Here is a 14,573-nt window from a genome sequence, read left to right as displayed (position 1 = left end):
GTCAGGCAAAGGCGGTCAGCATCCAGAAGATCACGGCCGACATGGTTGCCGCGGCCGGAACCGTGACAACCCAGGCCGCCACAATGGTCATGAAATGCGACCGCCGGACCAGCTTGCGCCTTTGATGCTCTTCCCGCGCCAACCTCTGGCCCGAAGGGCGCTGCAGGTTGGACAGTTTCCACCGCCGCTCCAGATGCCATTCGCGGTAAAACCCGACGCCGAACACGGCCCCGACAGCGATATGGGTGGAACTGACCGGCAGCCCCAGCCAACTTGCGACGATCACGGTGATCGCCGCCGAAAGCGCCACGCAAAAGGCGCGCATCGGGTTCAGGCGTGTGATCTGGCTGCCCACCATGCGGATCAGCTTGGGGCCGAACAGGAACAGGCCGAAAGAGATGCCGAACGCGCCGATGATCATCACCCATGAGGGAATGGCAACCTGCGCCGCAAACCCGCCGGATTTCGCCGCATAGACGATGCCCGCCAATGGTCCCACCGCATTGGCGACATCATTGGCCCCATGCGCGAAGCTGAGGAATGTGGCTGACACCGCCAGCGGCAGGCCGAACAGGGTTTTCAGCGACCGCGTGCGGTTCTCCAGCCCTTCGGATTTCCGCCGCACCCAGGGGCCGGTGACAACCCAGGTGATCAGACCCGCGACCAGCCCGATCAGAGCCGCCGTTCCAAGCTCGACCGAGACGATCCGCGCCAGACCCTTGACGGCCAGATAGGTGGTAAATGTCGCCGCCATCAGCGCCACAAGCAGCGGCACCCAGAACCGGGCGGCGGCGATTTTGTCGTCCTGATACTGAATCCTGGATTTGATCAGCGCCAGAAAACCCGCGGCAATCACGCCGCCCAGAAGGGGCGAGATCACCCAACTGGCGGTAATCGTGCCCATCGTGTTCCAGTTCACCGCGCCCAATCCTGCGGCGGCGATGCCCGCGCCCATGACGCCGCCCACAACCGAATGCGTGGTCGAAACCGGGGCCCCGACCCAGGTCGCCAGATTGACCCACATGGCCGAGGATATCAGCGCCGCCATCATCGCCCAGATGAAGACCGAGCTGTTCTGCACTGAGGCGGGATCGATAATGTCCTGCGAGATGGTCGCAACCACGTCGCCGCCGGCCAGCAACGCACCCGCGCTTTCGGCTACGGCGGCAATCGAGATCGCGGCCCCCATGGACATCGCGTTGGCCCCAACCGCCGGGCCCATGTTGTTTGCTACGTCGTTGGCACCGATATTGATCGCCATATAGGCCCCAAAGGCCGCTGCGGCGACAACAATCAGGCTGCCATGCGCCTGACCGAACAGCACGGCGGCCATCAGCCCGGCCAGCGCCATGAAGACCATCACCATCCCCGGCGCAAACAGGGGGCGCGAGACATGCGAGTTCGCCGACTCGACCCGCGATATGCGGTTCAGGTCGTCGTCCAGCGTCTGCCAACGCGATTTGGAACGGGTATCCGGCATTCTTCCCTGCGGTTTTTCTGATTGACATCTGGCGCTATCGGTTTCCTCGCCCGGTGGCAACCGCAATGGCGCTGAAACGCCACCCGTATGATCAGATTTGATGCAGCAGTGCGCTCAGCTCAGGTTCGTCCACGCGTTCAGCAGCGACCTGCGGCGACACCCAGCACCGCTCGCGCTCATGCGCCTCGGGGAAGCTGTCGGACAATTCGTGGACATGGATGCGGTAGACGCTGGTCAGGACCGGCTGTGCCGAACCGTCCTTGAGTAACTTGTCGTAGGTGTACTGGCCAACAGGCTCTTTTTCGACATCTGCCGTTTGCACACCGGCTTCTTCCCATGCCTCCTGCCGGGCGGTTTCCGCCCCGTCCAGCCCGTCGATGGGCCAGCCTTTGGGGATAACCCAGCGTTTGGTTTCCCGGCTGGTAATCAGCAAAACCTCGTGATCCGACCCGTTTGCCCGCGTGCAAAGCGCCGCAAACTGCACCCGTCTGGGGCGGAGGAACAATGGTCGCCCGACCTCATCCCAGAGTTTTTGAAGCACGGAAATCATGTGTCTTGTGTTCTGGCCGGTGTGTTGTTTCAGGTAGGTTAAAATAACTGTGAAATGCGTTTTTTCAATGAAACCGTTATTAATTAACAAGTTACGTTCGGAATTCGGCAATTATACGTCAGTCGCGCCTGCGTTTGGCGCGCAATGTGGGATCGGCCTGAGTGGGGTCTTCGGGCCAGGGGTGCTTGGGATATTGCGCCCGCATATCCTTGCGGACATCCGCGTAGGACCCGGCCCAGAATCCCGGCAGGTCGCGGGTAATCTGGATCGGGCGCTGGGCGGGTGACAGCAGAGTGATCTTCAGCGGCGCGCCACCGACTATCGGATGCCGGGTGACACCGAACATCTCTTGCAACCTGACCGAGATTTCGGGGGCGGCGTTGCTGTAGTCAATCGGCACCTTGCGGCCCAGTGGTGTCTCGAATGCGCCCGGTGCCCGGCGGTTCAGTTCCTGCGTCTGTGTCCAGTCCAGCCGCGCCCGCAGCGCAGGGACCGGATCGAACCGCTTCCACTCCTCGGCATTGCGCACCCCGGTCAGCATCGGCAGCAGCCAGTCTTCCAGATCGGCCATCAGCCCGGCTTCCGAGAAATCCGGCAGGTCCACCCCGTCGGCGCGCACCAGTTCCACCCGCGCCGCCAGCCGGGCGGCCGCCCCGTTCAGCCGCAACCCCAGATCGCGCACGCCATCCAGCATGGCCCGCGCTACCGCTTGTTCCGGCACGTCTTTCCAGACGCGGTCCGTTAAGGTAATCGCGCCCAGCCGCTCCTGCCGCCGGGCGATCACGCGCCGGTCCCGTTTCGACCATTCACAGGTCTCGACCCATTCGATCTGATCGGCAAACAGGTCCCGGATTTCATGTTCCGAGATCTGTGCGGCCATCCGAACCCGAGCCTCGCGCGGATCTCCATCGGTGTCGATCACCACCAGATAAGGCGCCGCGGCAAGCGTGTCCCCGCGGTCGAGCACGACGCCCTTGCCACCCGACAACACATATCGCGGCGCATCCCCCTTGCGCCGCTGCCCGATCCGGTCGGGATAGGCCAAAGCTGCCATCGCCGCCATGCTTAGGTCATCGGGCCCATCCCCTGACTGCGCGCGCAAACGTTTGGTCTCGGCCTTGATCCGGTCGATGGTGCCCGCATTGGCTTGCCAGACCCGATTGCGCTGAAACGCGCGAAGATCGCGCAGGGCCTCCATCCGCAGCAGCATATCGGCAGGAGCGCCCTTCAACGGGTCCCGCTCGGCCATCATCGCGGCAAGGGGCGCAGCCTGCGCGCCCGCCGTTACCAGCGTATGGCCCAAACGAGGATGCAGGGGCAGTGCCGCCAAGGCCCGCCCATGCCCGGTGATCCGCCCCTTGCCGTCGAATGCGCCCAGCATCCCAAGCAACGCCCGCGCCTCGGCCAGTGCACCTTCGGGCGGCGGCGTCAGAAAGGCCAGATCGCCCGCATCCGCCCCCCAAAGCGCCAGTTCCAGCGCCAGACCGGTCAGATCCGCCGCTTCAATCTCGGCAGGTGGATAGGCGGCCAATGCCCCGTCTTCCCCCTTGGACCACAGCCGGTAACAGACCCCTTCGGCGACACGTCCCGCGCGCCCGGCCCGCTGAGTGGCCTCGGCCCGCGTGACCCGCTCGGTCACCAGCCGCGACATGCCCGAACCGGGATCGAACCGCGCCCGCCGCGCCTGTCCCATATCCACGACCACCCGAATGTCCGGTATGGTCAGCGAGGTTTCGGCAATCGACGTCGCCAGAACCACTTTGCGCCCGGCCTCGACCGGCGCAATCGCCGCGCGCTGGGCGGCAAAGGGCAGGGCCCCGAACAACGGACGCAGGGCGCAATCCTGCGGCAGGCGGCTTGTTAAAGCCGCTTCCGCCCGCCGGATTTCGCCCTCGCCGGGTAGAAACACCAGCATGCCGCCGCCGGTACCGCGCGTCTCACGCTCGGCCTGCACCACCAGATCGACAAGCGCATCCAGTCGCCGCGTCTTGGGTCCCATCGGGCGGTCCAGCCAGCGTGTTTCAACCGGGTAACTGCGCCCCTCGGACGTCACCAGCGGGGCCTGCATCAACCGGCTTACGGGGTCGGCATCCAGCGTCGCCGACATCGCCAGAAGGATCAGATCATCGCGCAGTGCCTCGGTGACCTCGAGGCATAACGCCAACCCCAGATCGGCGTTCAGCGAGCGTTCGTGGAATTCATCGAATATCACTGCGCTGATGCCTGGCAGGTCAGGCTCGGATTGCAGCATCCGGGTCAGGATACCCTCGGTCACAACCTCGATCCGCGTCGCTTTGGACACTTTCGCGTCGCCCCGCACGCGGTAGCCGACGGTTTGCCCTGCCCGTTCGCCCAGGGTCTCGGCCATACGTTCAGCCGCCGCCCGCGCGGCCAGACGCCGGGGCTCCAGCATCACGATCTTGCCGTCGCACAGGCCGGCCTCAAGCATCGCAAGCGGAACCCGCGTGGTCTTCCCCGCGCCCGGAGGGGCCTGCAGCACGGCCCGGCCATGGGCTTTCAGCGCGGCCAAAAGCTCGGGGATGGCGTCGTCGATGGGCAGGCGGTGCGTCATTCCGGCTTTATCCGCCAAGTGGTGCCTAAGGTCTAGCGCCACCGTTTCGCATGGGGATCGGCGGCAACAGTAACCGGCGCAGTCTGCGCATGGCAGATTTCCGTACAGGTGTGGGCTGGACAAATCGCCCCCGGCGGCGGCAAGTAGGCGTGCCGCAACAGATCGGGGTCGACATGGACATAGACAGCCTGAGTGACAGGATTTTGAACGGAGAACGCCGCGCCCTGGCCCGTGCCATCACGCTGGTCGAAAGTGGCCGCGCCGATCACCGTGCGCAGGCGGCCGAGTTGCTGGCCCGTCTGTCGCAATCCGACCGGCAATCGTTGCGCATCGGCCTGTCGGGCACACCGGGTGTGGGCAAATCCACCTTCATCGAAAGCTTCGGCATGATGCTGACAGGGCAGGGGCTGCGCGTTGCGGTTCTGGCAGTCGATCCCAGCTCGGCCCGCTCGGGCGGCTCGATTCTGGGCGACAAGACCCGGATGGAGCGTTTGAGTCGCGAGAAAAACGCGTTCATCCGCCCGTCCCCCAGCCAAAGCCACTTGGGCGGTGTCGCCCGTCGGACGCGCGAGGCGATCGCCCTGTGCGAGGCGGCGGGATATGATGTGGTCCTGATCGAAACGGTCGGTGTTGGCCAATCGGAAACTGTAGTGTCCGAGATGTCCGACCTGTTCCTGCTGCTTTTGGCCCCTGCCGGAGGGGATGAATTACAGGGTGTCAAACGCGGCATCATGGAAATGGCCGACATGATACTGATCAACAAGGCCGATGGAGACCTCAAGGCCACAGCCACCCGCACCTGCGCCGACTACGCGGGCGCGCTGCGCCTGCTGCGCAAACGCCCGCAGGACCCTGAAAGCTTTCCCAAGGCCATGACCGTCTCGGCGGTCGAAGAACATGGCCTGACCGATGCCTGGACCGAAATGCAGACCCTCGCGGAATGGCGGCGCGAGGCCGGGCACTGGGCCACAAACCGCGCGGCGCAGGCCCAGTACTGGTTTGAGCAAGAGGTGCGCCATGCCCTGTTGGCAAAGCTGGAAACGGCGCAGGCCAAAGCCGATATGGCGGCGCTGAACGCAAAGGTGTCAACAGGCCAGATCAGCCCCGGTGCCGCAGCGGAGAAGATGCTGGCAAGCCTCACCTGACAAAGACACGGCACCCCTTCATCTTTTCCCAAATACTCCCGCCGGGGGCATGGCCCGCAAGGGCCATTTCCATGCCCGGAACCAATGTCGAAGAATTCCTGCGATCCGTCTTGACCCTTCCGGCGATTCCCACTACACGCATCCAACCAGTTTTCGGGCGCGACTTCGGGTTGCGCCCCTTGTGATTTGGCCGTGGGCGGTTTGCCCGGCCTCCAGAAACAAAGGAAGAAACCATGTCGCGCCGTTGCGAACTGACCGGAAAAGGCCCGATGACTGGCAACAATGTCAGCCACGCCAAAAACAGAACTCGTCGTCGTTTCCTGCCCAACCTGAACGACGTTACCCTGCAGTCGGAAACCCTGGGCCGTGGCGTCAAGCTGCGCATCTCGGCGGCGGCGCTGCGTTCGGTTGACCACCGCGGTGGTCTGGACGCGTTCCTGGCTAAAGCCAAGGACGAAGACCTGTCCGCGAACGCACTGAAAGTGAAAAAGGAAATCGCCAAGGCACAAGCCTCGGCCTAAGCCTTTCGCGCTTAAAGAATTTTTAGCCCTGTGCCCCCAGTGGCGCAGGGCTTCTTGGTTTCAGGTTGAGGCGCGGCCATCGCTTTGTTTCTAAAATCGGAACAAAAACCCGCGTTTGGTGACATGGTTCACAGACAAGGCCCCCGTCCGTGCGCAAGACTATGGGCATCCAACTGACGGGGCTAACAAATGTCATTTAAGAGTTCATATATTTTTATCCTGCTTTCGTCGCTGTACCGCAGAACCTTTTCGGCCTGTAACCGGATGCAGCGTTGGGTGAACCGGTCGCATACAAGCCTTACAAAAGGGTCTGTGAAACGACGCGGACTGGACTATTGAAAACAGGCTTCAAGCGCGACCCTTTGGCGCTTGAAGCCATCCCTTTTCAGGGCCTATACCAAGGCCAGGATGAGAGCCGGAAAAGCTAAAATTCTGCCTGTTTTACTGTCGCTTCTGTTGGTTGCGACAGGGCAGAGCGTGGCCGCATCGCGCGGGGTCGACAATGCCGTCGGCCAGATGGTGCTGTGCACCGGGACAGGTCCCGTCGTGGTCTATATGGACCGGGACGGTCGGCCGACGCGCGCCCCGCACTATTGTCCGGATTATGCGCTGTTCTTGCTCGGGGCGCTTGCTGCGCCACCATCTCTGTTGCCTGAAAAACCGCAGCAGGCCCTGCCTGCGCCGGTGCGGAAGGCCGGAAATCTGGTTGCACTGCCAATTCCCCAAAGACCGGCGCGCGCGCCGCCTGTTCTGGTTTGAAAACACTCAAAATTTCAAACTGTTATACAGGAGAGGCGCGATGTCCCTCAAAACTACTCTGCTTGCAACCCTGGCCGCTGCCGCGCTGGCCGTTCCCGCCTTTGCCGAAGGCCCAATCGTGGTTGATGACGCCTATGCCCGCTCGGGCGGCAAAGCCGCCAAGGCCGGTGCTGCCTTTATGATCATTGAAAATCAGGGCGAGACCGATGATCGCCTGATCGGAGTAACCTCGGACGCGGCGGCGCGGGTCGAATTGCATACGCACAAGATCAATGACGATGGCGTAGCCCAGATGGTGCATGTCGAAGAAGGCTTTGTAATTCCCGCGGGGGAAGCCCACAGCCTGAAACGTGGCGGGGATCACGTGATGTTCATGGGTCTGACCCAGCCGTTCGAACAGGGTGCAACCGTGCCGGTCACGCTGATCTTCGAACAGGCGGGCGAGGTTCAGTTGGATATCCCGGTCGATCTTGAGCGTCAGGACCACGGCGGCCACGGCGCGCATTCGAACTGAGGCCACGCCTGTCTTCGGGTCGCATTACGACCGTCATCCACGCGTCAGGCCGGGCTTTGCCCGGCCTGTTGCCGTTCCGGACGACGCTGCGCGTTACCTGTTGATGTTTTTCATCCCGACCCGGTCGCCCGCCTGCCGAAAGCGCGAGGCGAGCCAGAACATCACGACAGCCATGGCCAGCGCGCCAAAGGCAATGACCCACCCCAGCGCGACGAAGACGACCGTTGGCCAGACCATCAGCATCAGCCCAAACAGAAGGGCAACAAACCCGGAAACCCGCATCGACCCGCGTTGCGGATCACTCTCATGCATCTGCTGGGTTGCCGCCAATGCGCCGATCCCAATGATCAAAATCCAGACCCCGATCAGGAAAAAGGCAATCCTGACGGTGCCTTCGGGCCAGATCAGCAATACCAGCCCGATAAGAGCCGCACCAATCCCCACGCCGCCGATCAGGCCGCGCCGTCCGAAGCCCAGCAGCGTCAGACCGCCGTCCAGGACCAGCAGCACCCCGACCAGCCGCACCAGCAATTCGATGCCCTGTTTCGGCCAGAACAGCGCTGCGACGCCCACAGCGGCGGCGGCAAGCCCCCGCAACAGAAAGGTCCACCAGAGGCTGGCCAGTTGTTCGCTCAACTGGTCGCGGCCTTTCATGCTGCCGTCCTCGAGAATTTCGCCGGTCCGGGGGTCTTGATCTGTCATGGGTCGCCCTGAAGTTGCTATGCGTTCACAATAGCCGGGAAAAAACCGGTCTGTCTGCAGTCATTGCGTGGGTTGGTTCAGCAATTGATCGACCCAGCGCGGAACCGTCTCGGTGGCCTTGCCCACAAGCCGTTCGGCAAACCCCGATGCGCCGAAAGAGGGTTCCAGATTGATCTCGACCGTATGCGCTCCGGCGGCGCGCGCCTCGTGCACGAAATTGGCCGCCGGATAGACCTGACCCGAGGTCCCGATTGCGGCGAAAACGGACGCGCTGGCCAGATGATCGAAGATCTCGTCCATGTGATAGGGCAATTCGCCGAACCAGACCACGTCGGGCCGCGCCATCGGGGCGGCGCAGGCGGGGCAGGACTCACCAACCTCCATTTCAGGCGGTGACGACCAGCGATGCCCGCAATTGGCGCAAAGCGCCCCGGCCAGAGTGCCATGCATGTGGACCACGTCCGTTGCCCCGCCGGCCTCATGCAACCCGTCCACGTTCTGGGTGACGATCACCACCTCGCCGGGCCACTCCCGCTGCAGCCGGGCCAGCGCCTGATGGGCTGCGTTGGGCTGCACCTTGGCGGCCTGCACGCGGCGGGCATTGTAGATCCCCTGCACCAGCGCCGGGTTGCGGGCAAAGGCTTCGGGCGTGGCGACATCCTCGATCCGGTGTTTCGCCCACAGCCCATCTTCATCGCGAAACGTGCTGAGCCCGCTTTCGGCGGATATTCCGGCCCCGGTGAGTATGACGATCTTTTCCATTTGCCCTCCGCGCGTTACACCTTGGCGCATGACACACCGTATCCTCTTTGTCTGTCTGGGCAATATCTGCCGCTCACCAGCCGCCGAAGGCGTCTTTCGCGCCCGTGCGCCGCAGTTTGACACAGACAGTGCCGGAACCTCGGACTGGCATGTCGGCGGTCCCCCATACGGCCCGATGCAATCCGCCGCCCGCGCGCGCGGATATGATCTGAGCGATCTGCGCGCCCGGCAATTCATCGCCGCGGATTTCGACCGGTTCGACCTGATCATCGGGATGGACGCCAACAACATCGCTGATATCGAAAGTCTGCGCCCCAAGGGCAACGACACCCCGGTGCGTCTGCTGACCGACTTCGCGCCTGAAACCGGTGCCGATCACGTGCCCGATCCCTATTACACGCGGGATTTCGACGGGGCGCTGGACCTGATCGAAACGGCGGTCGAGGGGCTGAGGGCATATCTGGACGGCTAGTCTGCCATAACCCTCAACTGCCCGCTCAACCACGGCAGCTTTGCAATGGCAGGGTCGACGATCTGGCTTTGCATCAGTCGGCGCATCATCCCCGCGACCTCTTGCGGCACCTGATCCGACCAGTCGGTGCGGGTGAACAGCGAGATCGTGCGTGAGAAGTCACCGAACCCGGTGGGGTAAGCCTCGAGACCGTCATGGAACCGCGCCGCCCGCATGAAGCCCAGCGGCGTGGTGATCGACCAGCCCAGCCCGCGCGCGACCATCGCCATCAGGGCCAGGTGCGAACCGATTTCGAACCGTTCCTCGAACACCACCTGCTGGCGGGCCAGATGGCTTTCGATCTGGCGGCTGATCAGCTGTTCGCGCGCGTAGCGCAGGAACGGCAGTTCCTGCATCACAGCCTCTGCCCCACCTGCGCCTTTGGGAGCCACCAGAATGAACGGGTCCCGCACCAAAGGGTATTCAACAACGCCTTCAAGCACCTCGCCGCTATGGGCCGAGACCATCAGATGCAGGCGCTGCGCCTCAAGCTCGGCGAACAGGTCCAGGCTGGGCAGGGTGATCAGCTTGAACTTCGAGCGGGTGAGGTTATCGGCCAGCAGGGTCGCCAGCCGGGGCGTCAGGTCATTGTCGAAATCGTCGATCAACCCGATGGACAAGGTGGTCAGGTGGCCAAGGTCCATGACGGTAAGCTCGCTCTGGGCCATTTGCAGCTCGGCCAGAACCGCCTCGGCGCGGGTCAGAAAGCTGCGCCCGGCCTGCGTCAGCCGCATCGGCCGCCGCCCGTGGTCCACCAGATCGGTGCCCAGAGCCTTTTCCAGATTGCGCAACTGCTGGCTGACCGACGGCTGGCTGAGCCCCGTGATCTCGGCCGCCTGCGCCACCGATCCCGTCCGCGCCAGCGCCTCGAACACTTCAAGGCCCCGCAGGGTCAGCCCTTTCATCACCATAAGACACACCTTTCGCTGCGCCTTTTCTGAGGCGCAGGGCGGGTCAGGTCAAGGACGGACAGGTGTCAGCTGCAGATCGCCTGCGCCATCTGGCCGAAGTTCTGATACCGATCCCACAGCGCGTCATCGCGCGCGGACTGCGACATCTTCAACTCCTGCGCCTTGTGCGGGTCTTCGAACCATTTCGAGACGGTCTTCTGATCACTGCGCGTCAACGCCTGATCGGCCACGCGCTGAATGCAACTGCACCGCGCCCGCGTCGCCGCCGCCCGGTCCGACGCCAGACACGCCCGCTTGATCTGCGCCGCATCCGCAACCGGAGCCACCGCCGTCAGCGATGCCGCACAGAATGCGATTAAGAGGAACTGTTTCATACTCGAGCCTCGTTTTTTGCCTGCCCGGACGGGTCTTGTGCCCCTCTCGGTCTGCGCGGGAGTATGAATCAAAGTGTTTAACGGATCAATTGGGTGGTTCGAAAAAGTGATTGCATGAAGCGGAAACACCCCTCACCGTAGGCTGGGCTTCCGCCCAGAATCGATCATGAGAGGAAAGGCAACCACCGCTCCAAGGCTACTATCAACGCTTCGATTTTCTCCGGGTGTTTCGCAATATAGGCATCAACAACTGCGGTTGTGAATTGCTTGGAGCCTATGACAACAACAGTGCCGACTGCCAACTTGACCGTTAGAGCGCTCCATTTAAGCAGGTCAGCCAACCCTGATTTCAGCTTGTCTAGGATCGATTCAATACTCTCGCGAGCGGGGCTTTTTTCTTCCAAAGCTGTCGAGAGCTCCTGGGCGGCTTCCCAAATCAAAGTGATTGGGCCAGACAAACGTTCGTCTTCGATGTATTCGGGAGGATTATTGCCACCTATGCCGTGACGGGCAGAACTCTGTGCTTTGAAGCTGTCCTTAAGGCCAGCTAACGTGAATCCGACCTGCCATCGCGTTTGAACCTTTTCAATTTCTTTTGCGACTGCTTCTGGGCCTTCCATCCAAATATCGTTATTAATCAACGCAATTCCGCGCTGTAGTTCCCAGTCCAAAGGTTCGCCGTTGAGCATTCCCTCATATCACTCAGCCCAAAATTCCCACGGCGTCCCGGGAGCATTGTCGAAGAATTGCTGCGACAAGCTGGCGTAATATTCAGGTGCCTCGCCATACCATAGTTTGGAAGCGAACACTTGCTCGGTGTCATCAGGTGCAATGGTAAGGGCGGAGGCGTCGGTACTGCGTTCGCGGACGCCATCCCAATAGTAAGTAGTGAGGTTGTTAACGAGCTGCTGAAGCATGTCGCTGACGTCGCTAGTGGTACATAGGGCCGCTCTGAACGTACTTTCTGCATTTTTGGGAGTGCTGAGCACGTTGTCTATTACAGAGGGAGCATTGAGGTTGGCGATCACATCGGCATTGAGACCAAGTATCTCAGGAGTCGGCCTTGTGGCCGCGAGCCCGGAAACTATACCTGCTCGCATGTACACCAGCAAAATTTGCTGACCACCGATAATATGCCAGCTGTGATGGGACAACTCAAAGGCGTAAGGAAGTTCTTGCAGTGCTGCACGAGCTGCAACTGCTTTCAAGGACAAAGCTGGGAGGGCTCGAAGCCTCTCATACAATTCTTCAACGGTGAGTTCGGCCACGCTCTAACCCTGCAATACGACCGTTCCAATCTGCAATTACATTGCGCAACACACAAGGCAACGAAACTCTGTCGCGTTTCTATTGACCAACCCACGATTCCTCTACATATCCCCAACCCATGACAGACCTCGCTCATATCCGCAATTTCTCCATCGTCGCGCATATCGACCATGGCAAATCCACCCTTGCTGACCGGCTCATCCAAGAGACCGGAACGGTCAAGGATCGCGACATGAAGGAACAGCTGCTCGACAGCATGGATATCGAGCGCGAGCGGGGCATCACTATCAAGGCCAACACGGTCCGCATCGACTATACCGCCGATGATGGCGAGAAATATGTGCTGAACCTGATCGACACCCCCGGTCACGTGGATTTCGCCTATGAGGTCAGCCGCTCCATGCGCGCGGTCGAAGGCTCGCTGCTGGTCGTGGACTCGACCCAGGGGGTCGAGGCGCAGACGCTGGCGAATGTCTATCAGGCCATCGACGCCGATCATGAGATCGTGCCGGTGTTGAACAAGATCGACCTGCCCGCGTCCGACTGCGACCGCGTGGCCGAACAGATCGAGGATGTGATCGGCATCGACGCGACCGACGCCATTCAGGTCAGCGCCAAGACGGGGCAGGGCATCCACGACACGCTCGAAGCCATCGTCACCCATCTGCCCGCGCCGCAGGGCAATCTGGACGCGCCGCTCAAGGCGATGCTGGTGGATTCGTGGTACGACGCCTATCTCGGCGTCATCGTTCTGGTCCGCATCATGGACGGCACGCTGAAAAAGGGCATGCGGGTGAAGTTCATGTCGAACGGCACACTGCACCATGTCGACCGCGTTGGTGTCTTCCGGCCCGAGATGGAGATGGTCGACTCCTTGGGCCCCGGTGAGATCGGCTTTCTCACCGCCTCGATCAAACAGGTTCGCGACACCCGGGTCGGCGACACCATCACCAATGACCGCAACGGGACCGAGGACGCCCTGCCGGGCTTCAAACCCGCGCAGCCTGTGGTGTTCTGTGGCCTCTTTCCGGTGGACTCGGCCGAATTCGAAGACCTGCGCGACGCGATCGACAAACTTGCGCTGAACGACGCCTCGTTCTCGTTCGAAATGGAAACCTCGGCGGCGCTGGGTTTCGGTTTCCGCTGCGGCTTCCTCGGCCTGCTGCACCTAGAGGTCATCCGCGACCGCATCGAACGCGAATACGATATCGAGCTCATCACCACCGCGCCGTCGGTGATCTACCACGTCTTCATGAAAGACGGCGAGATGATCGAGCTGCACAACCCCGCCGACATGCCGGACCTGTCCAAGGTCGACCACCTTGAGGAACCGCGCATCAAGGCGACCATTCTGGTGCCGGATGAATATCTGGGCGATGTGCTGAAACTGTGTCAGGACCGCCGTGGCATCCAGATGGACCTGACCTATGCGGGCTCACGTGCGATGGTTGTCTATGACCTCCCCCTCAGCGAAGTTGTGTTCGACTTCTATGATCGCCTGAAATCGGTAACAAAAGGTTACGCGTCCTTCGACTATCAGATGACTGGCTACCGCGAGGATGCGCTGGTCAAGATGTCGATCCTTGTGAATGACGAGCCGGTGGATGCGCTGTCAACCATGGTTCACCGCGACCGGGCCGAGATGCGGGGCCGGGCGATGTGCGAAAAGCTCAAGGACCTGATCCCGCGCCACATGTTCAAAATCCCGATCCAGGCCGCCATCGGAGGCAAGGTCATCGCCCGCGAGACCCTCTCGGCGCTGCGCAAGGACGTGACCGCCAAATGCTACGGAGGTGACGCCACGCGGAAACGCAAACTGCTGGACAAGCAGAAGGCCGGTAAGAAAAAAATGCGCCAGTTCGGGAAGGTGGATATCCCGCAGGAGGCGTTTATTTCGGCGCTTAAGATGGACAGTTAGGGTTGTACGCTCCTCGTGACGCAGTTCGTCACGGGGCGCTTCGGAAGCCGGGCGTGTTTGCACAGGCCGGATGAAAACTGCGCTTGTTTGAAATTGCAAAAGATATGAATGTGTGCTTCGTTACCTTACGATAGATCGAGTTTTTTGTGTGCGAAGTGAGGGTACGATGAAAGCACTAGCAATTGTTTGTAACATTTTCATTCCGGGTGTCGGCTCATTTTTTGTAGGTCAGGTCGGCCAGGGAATAGCTCAGATTATTCTGTACGGATTGGGTTTCTTGATCACAATCGGAACGCTGGGCATCGGAGCCATCATAGGCATTCCGATGATGATCGGCGCATGGATTTGGGGACTGATAACCGCTTTTGGTGTCAATCAGCAGCCTGTGCAGGTGAACATCGTCAATAATGCCAGCGACGGTACGATAGAAAAGAAGTAAGTCGGACTCGGCAGCAACACTGGGTCGGATTTTAGTTATAATTTGGTGTTCTGCCTAGGCTCAGGACTCATAACCAATAGATGACAGTTGCGGCGAGGGCGATTGCTGAGAGGAAGACTTTGGGGGAGCGGTCATATCGGGTTGCG

16 protein-coding genes are annotated in these 14,573 nt (G+C 61.3%); 7 read left to right on the top strand and 9 right to left on the bottom strand.

What is annotated here, in order from left to right; genetic code table 11:
• Position 1: 1 nt before the first annotated feature.
• The 3 genes from ACR0EZ_RS19320 to hrpB all read right to left on the bottom strand — a co-directional run bounded on the left by ACR0EZ_RS19320 (position 2) and on the right by hrpB (position 4,602).
• The gene (locus ACR0EZ_RS19320) at positions 2-1,480 is read right to left on the bottom strand and encodes an inorganic phosphate transporter (protein WP_480616192.1); all 1,479 of its coding nucleotides are present in this window, start codon (positions 1,478-1,480) and stop codon (positions 2-4) included.
• 91 nt (positions 1,481-1,571) lie between these two features.
• Positions 1,572-2,030 carry an NUDIX hydrolase gene (locus ACR0EZ_RS19315; protein WP_480616190.1) on the bottom strand — a complete coding sequence of 153 codons (459 nt, stop codon included), beginning with the start codon at positions 2,028-2,030 and terminating at the stop codon, positions 1,572-1,574.
• A 118-nt stretch (positions 2,031-2,148) separates the two neighbouring features.
• Positions 2,149-4,602: an ATP-dependent helicase HrpB gene (gene hrpB, locus ACR0EZ_RS19310; RefSeq protein ID WP_480616188.1), complete on the bottom strand. Its 2,454-nt coding sequence runs from the start codon at positions 4,600-4,602 to the stop codon at positions 2,149-2,151.
• Positions 4,603-4,775: 173 nt separating this feature from the next.
• On the opposite strand from hrpB, the gene meaB reads away from it, so the two are divergent.
• From meaB to ACR0EZ_RS19290, 4 genes are all read left to right on the top strand, one after another.
• On the top strand, positions 4,776-5,747 hold the full coding sequence (gene meaB / locus ACR0EZ_RS19305; RefSeq protein ID WP_480616331.1) for a methylmalonyl Co-A mutase-associated GTPase MeaB: 972 nt from the start codon (positions 4,776-4,778) through the stop codon (positions 5,745-5,747).
• Between the two features lie 233 nt (positions 5,748-5,980).
• Positions 5,981-6,268, top strand: a complete 288-nt coding sequence (gene rpmB, locus ACR0EZ_RS19300; protein ID WP_480616186.1) for a 50S ribosomal protein L28 — start codon at positions 5,981-5,983, stop codon at positions 6,266-6,268.
• A 477-nt stretch (positions 6,269-6,745) separates the two neighbouring features.
• Positions 6,746-7,027, top strand: coding sequence for a hypothetical protein (locus ACR0EZ_RS19295; RefSeq protein ID WP_480616184.1), 282 nt, complete (start codon positions 6,746-6,748; stop codon positions 7,025-7,027).
• Positions 7,028-7,067: 40 nt separating this feature from the next.
• Positions 7,068-7,541 (top strand): copper chaperone PCu(A)C, encoded by a 474-nt coding sequence (locus ACR0EZ_RS19290; protein ID WP_480616182.1) that lies wholly within the window; start codon positions 7,068-7,070, stop codon positions 7,539-7,541.
• Positions 7,542-7,634: 93 nt separating this feature from the next.
• Here the strand turns inward: ACR0EZ_RS19290 and ACR0EZ_RS19285 are convergent, their stop codons facing one another.
• On the bottom strand, positions 7,635-8,243 hold the full coding sequence (locus ACR0EZ_RS19285) for an HdeD family acid-resistance protein (protein ID WP_480616180.1): 609 nt from the start codon (positions 8,241-8,243) through the stop codon (positions 7,635-7,637).
• 60 nt (positions 8,244-8,303) lie between these two features.
• Positions 8,304-9,005: an NAD-dependent deacylase gene (locus tag ACR0EZ_RS19280; protein WP_480616178.1), complete on the bottom strand. Its 702-nt coding sequence runs from the start codon at positions 9,003-9,005 to the stop codon at positions 8,304-8,306.
• Between the two features lie 28 nt (positions 9,006-9,033).
• Between ACR0EZ_RS19280 and ACR0EZ_RS19275 the strand changes: the two genes are divergently transcribed.
• Positions 9,034-9,477 (top strand): low molecular weight protein-tyrosine-phosphatase, encoded by a 444-nt coding sequence (locus tag ACR0EZ_RS19275; RefSeq protein WP_480616177.1) that lies wholly within the window; start codon positions 9,034-9,036, stop codon positions 9,475-9,477.
• Here the strand turns inward: ACR0EZ_RS19275 and ACR0EZ_RS19270 are convergent.
• The 4 genes from ACR0EZ_RS19270 to ACR0EZ_RS19255 form a co-directional block, all read right to left on the bottom strand.
• Positions 9,474-10,427 (bottom strand): LysR family transcriptional regulator, encoded by a 954-nt coding sequence (locus ACR0EZ_RS19270; RefSeq protein WP_480616175.1) that lies wholly within the window; start codon positions 10,425-10,427, stop codon positions 9,474-9,476. The genes ACR0EZ_RS19275 and ACR0EZ_RS19270 overlap by 4 nt on opposite strands.
• Positions 10,428-10,492: 65 nt before the next feature.
• On the bottom strand, positions 10,493-10,801 hold the full coding sequence (locus ACR0EZ_RS19265; protein WP_480616173.1) for a hypothetical protein: 309 nt from the start codon (positions 10,799-10,801) through the stop codon (positions 10,493-10,495).
• A 164-nt stretch (positions 10,802-10,965) separates the two neighbouring features.
• A complete protein-coding gene (locus ACR0EZ_RS19260; RefSeq protein WP_480616171.1) occupies positions 10,966-11,490 on the bottom strand; it encodes a hypothetical protein in 525 nt (174 codons plus the stop codon).
• Positions 11,491-11,499: 9 nt separating this feature from the next.
• Positions 11,500-12,069, bottom strand: a complete 570-nt coding sequence (locus tag ACR0EZ_RS19255; protein WP_480616169.1) for a hypothetical protein — start codon at positions 12,067-12,069, stop codon at positions 11,500-11,502.
• Positions 12,070-12,188: 119 nt separating this feature from the next.
• On the opposite strand from ACR0EZ_RS19255, the gene lepA reads away from it, so the two are divergent.
• Positions 12,189-13,988, top strand: a complete 1,800-nt coding sequence (lepA, locus tag ACR0EZ_RS19250; protein ID WP_480616167.1) for a translation elongation factor 4 — start codon at positions 12,189-12,191, stop codon at positions 13,986-13,988.
• Positions 13,989-14,154: 166 nt separating this feature from the next.
• A complete protein-coding gene (locus ACR0EZ_RS19245; RefSeq protein ID WP_480616165.1) occupies positions 14,155-14,427 on the top strand; it encodes a hypothetical protein in 273 nt (90 codons plus the stop codon).
• Positions 14,428-14,573: the final 146 nt, after the last annotated feature.

Source organism: Ruegeria sp. AK4 (assembly GCF_056541025.1).
This window is presented reverse-complemented; position numbering and strand designations above follow the sequence as displayed.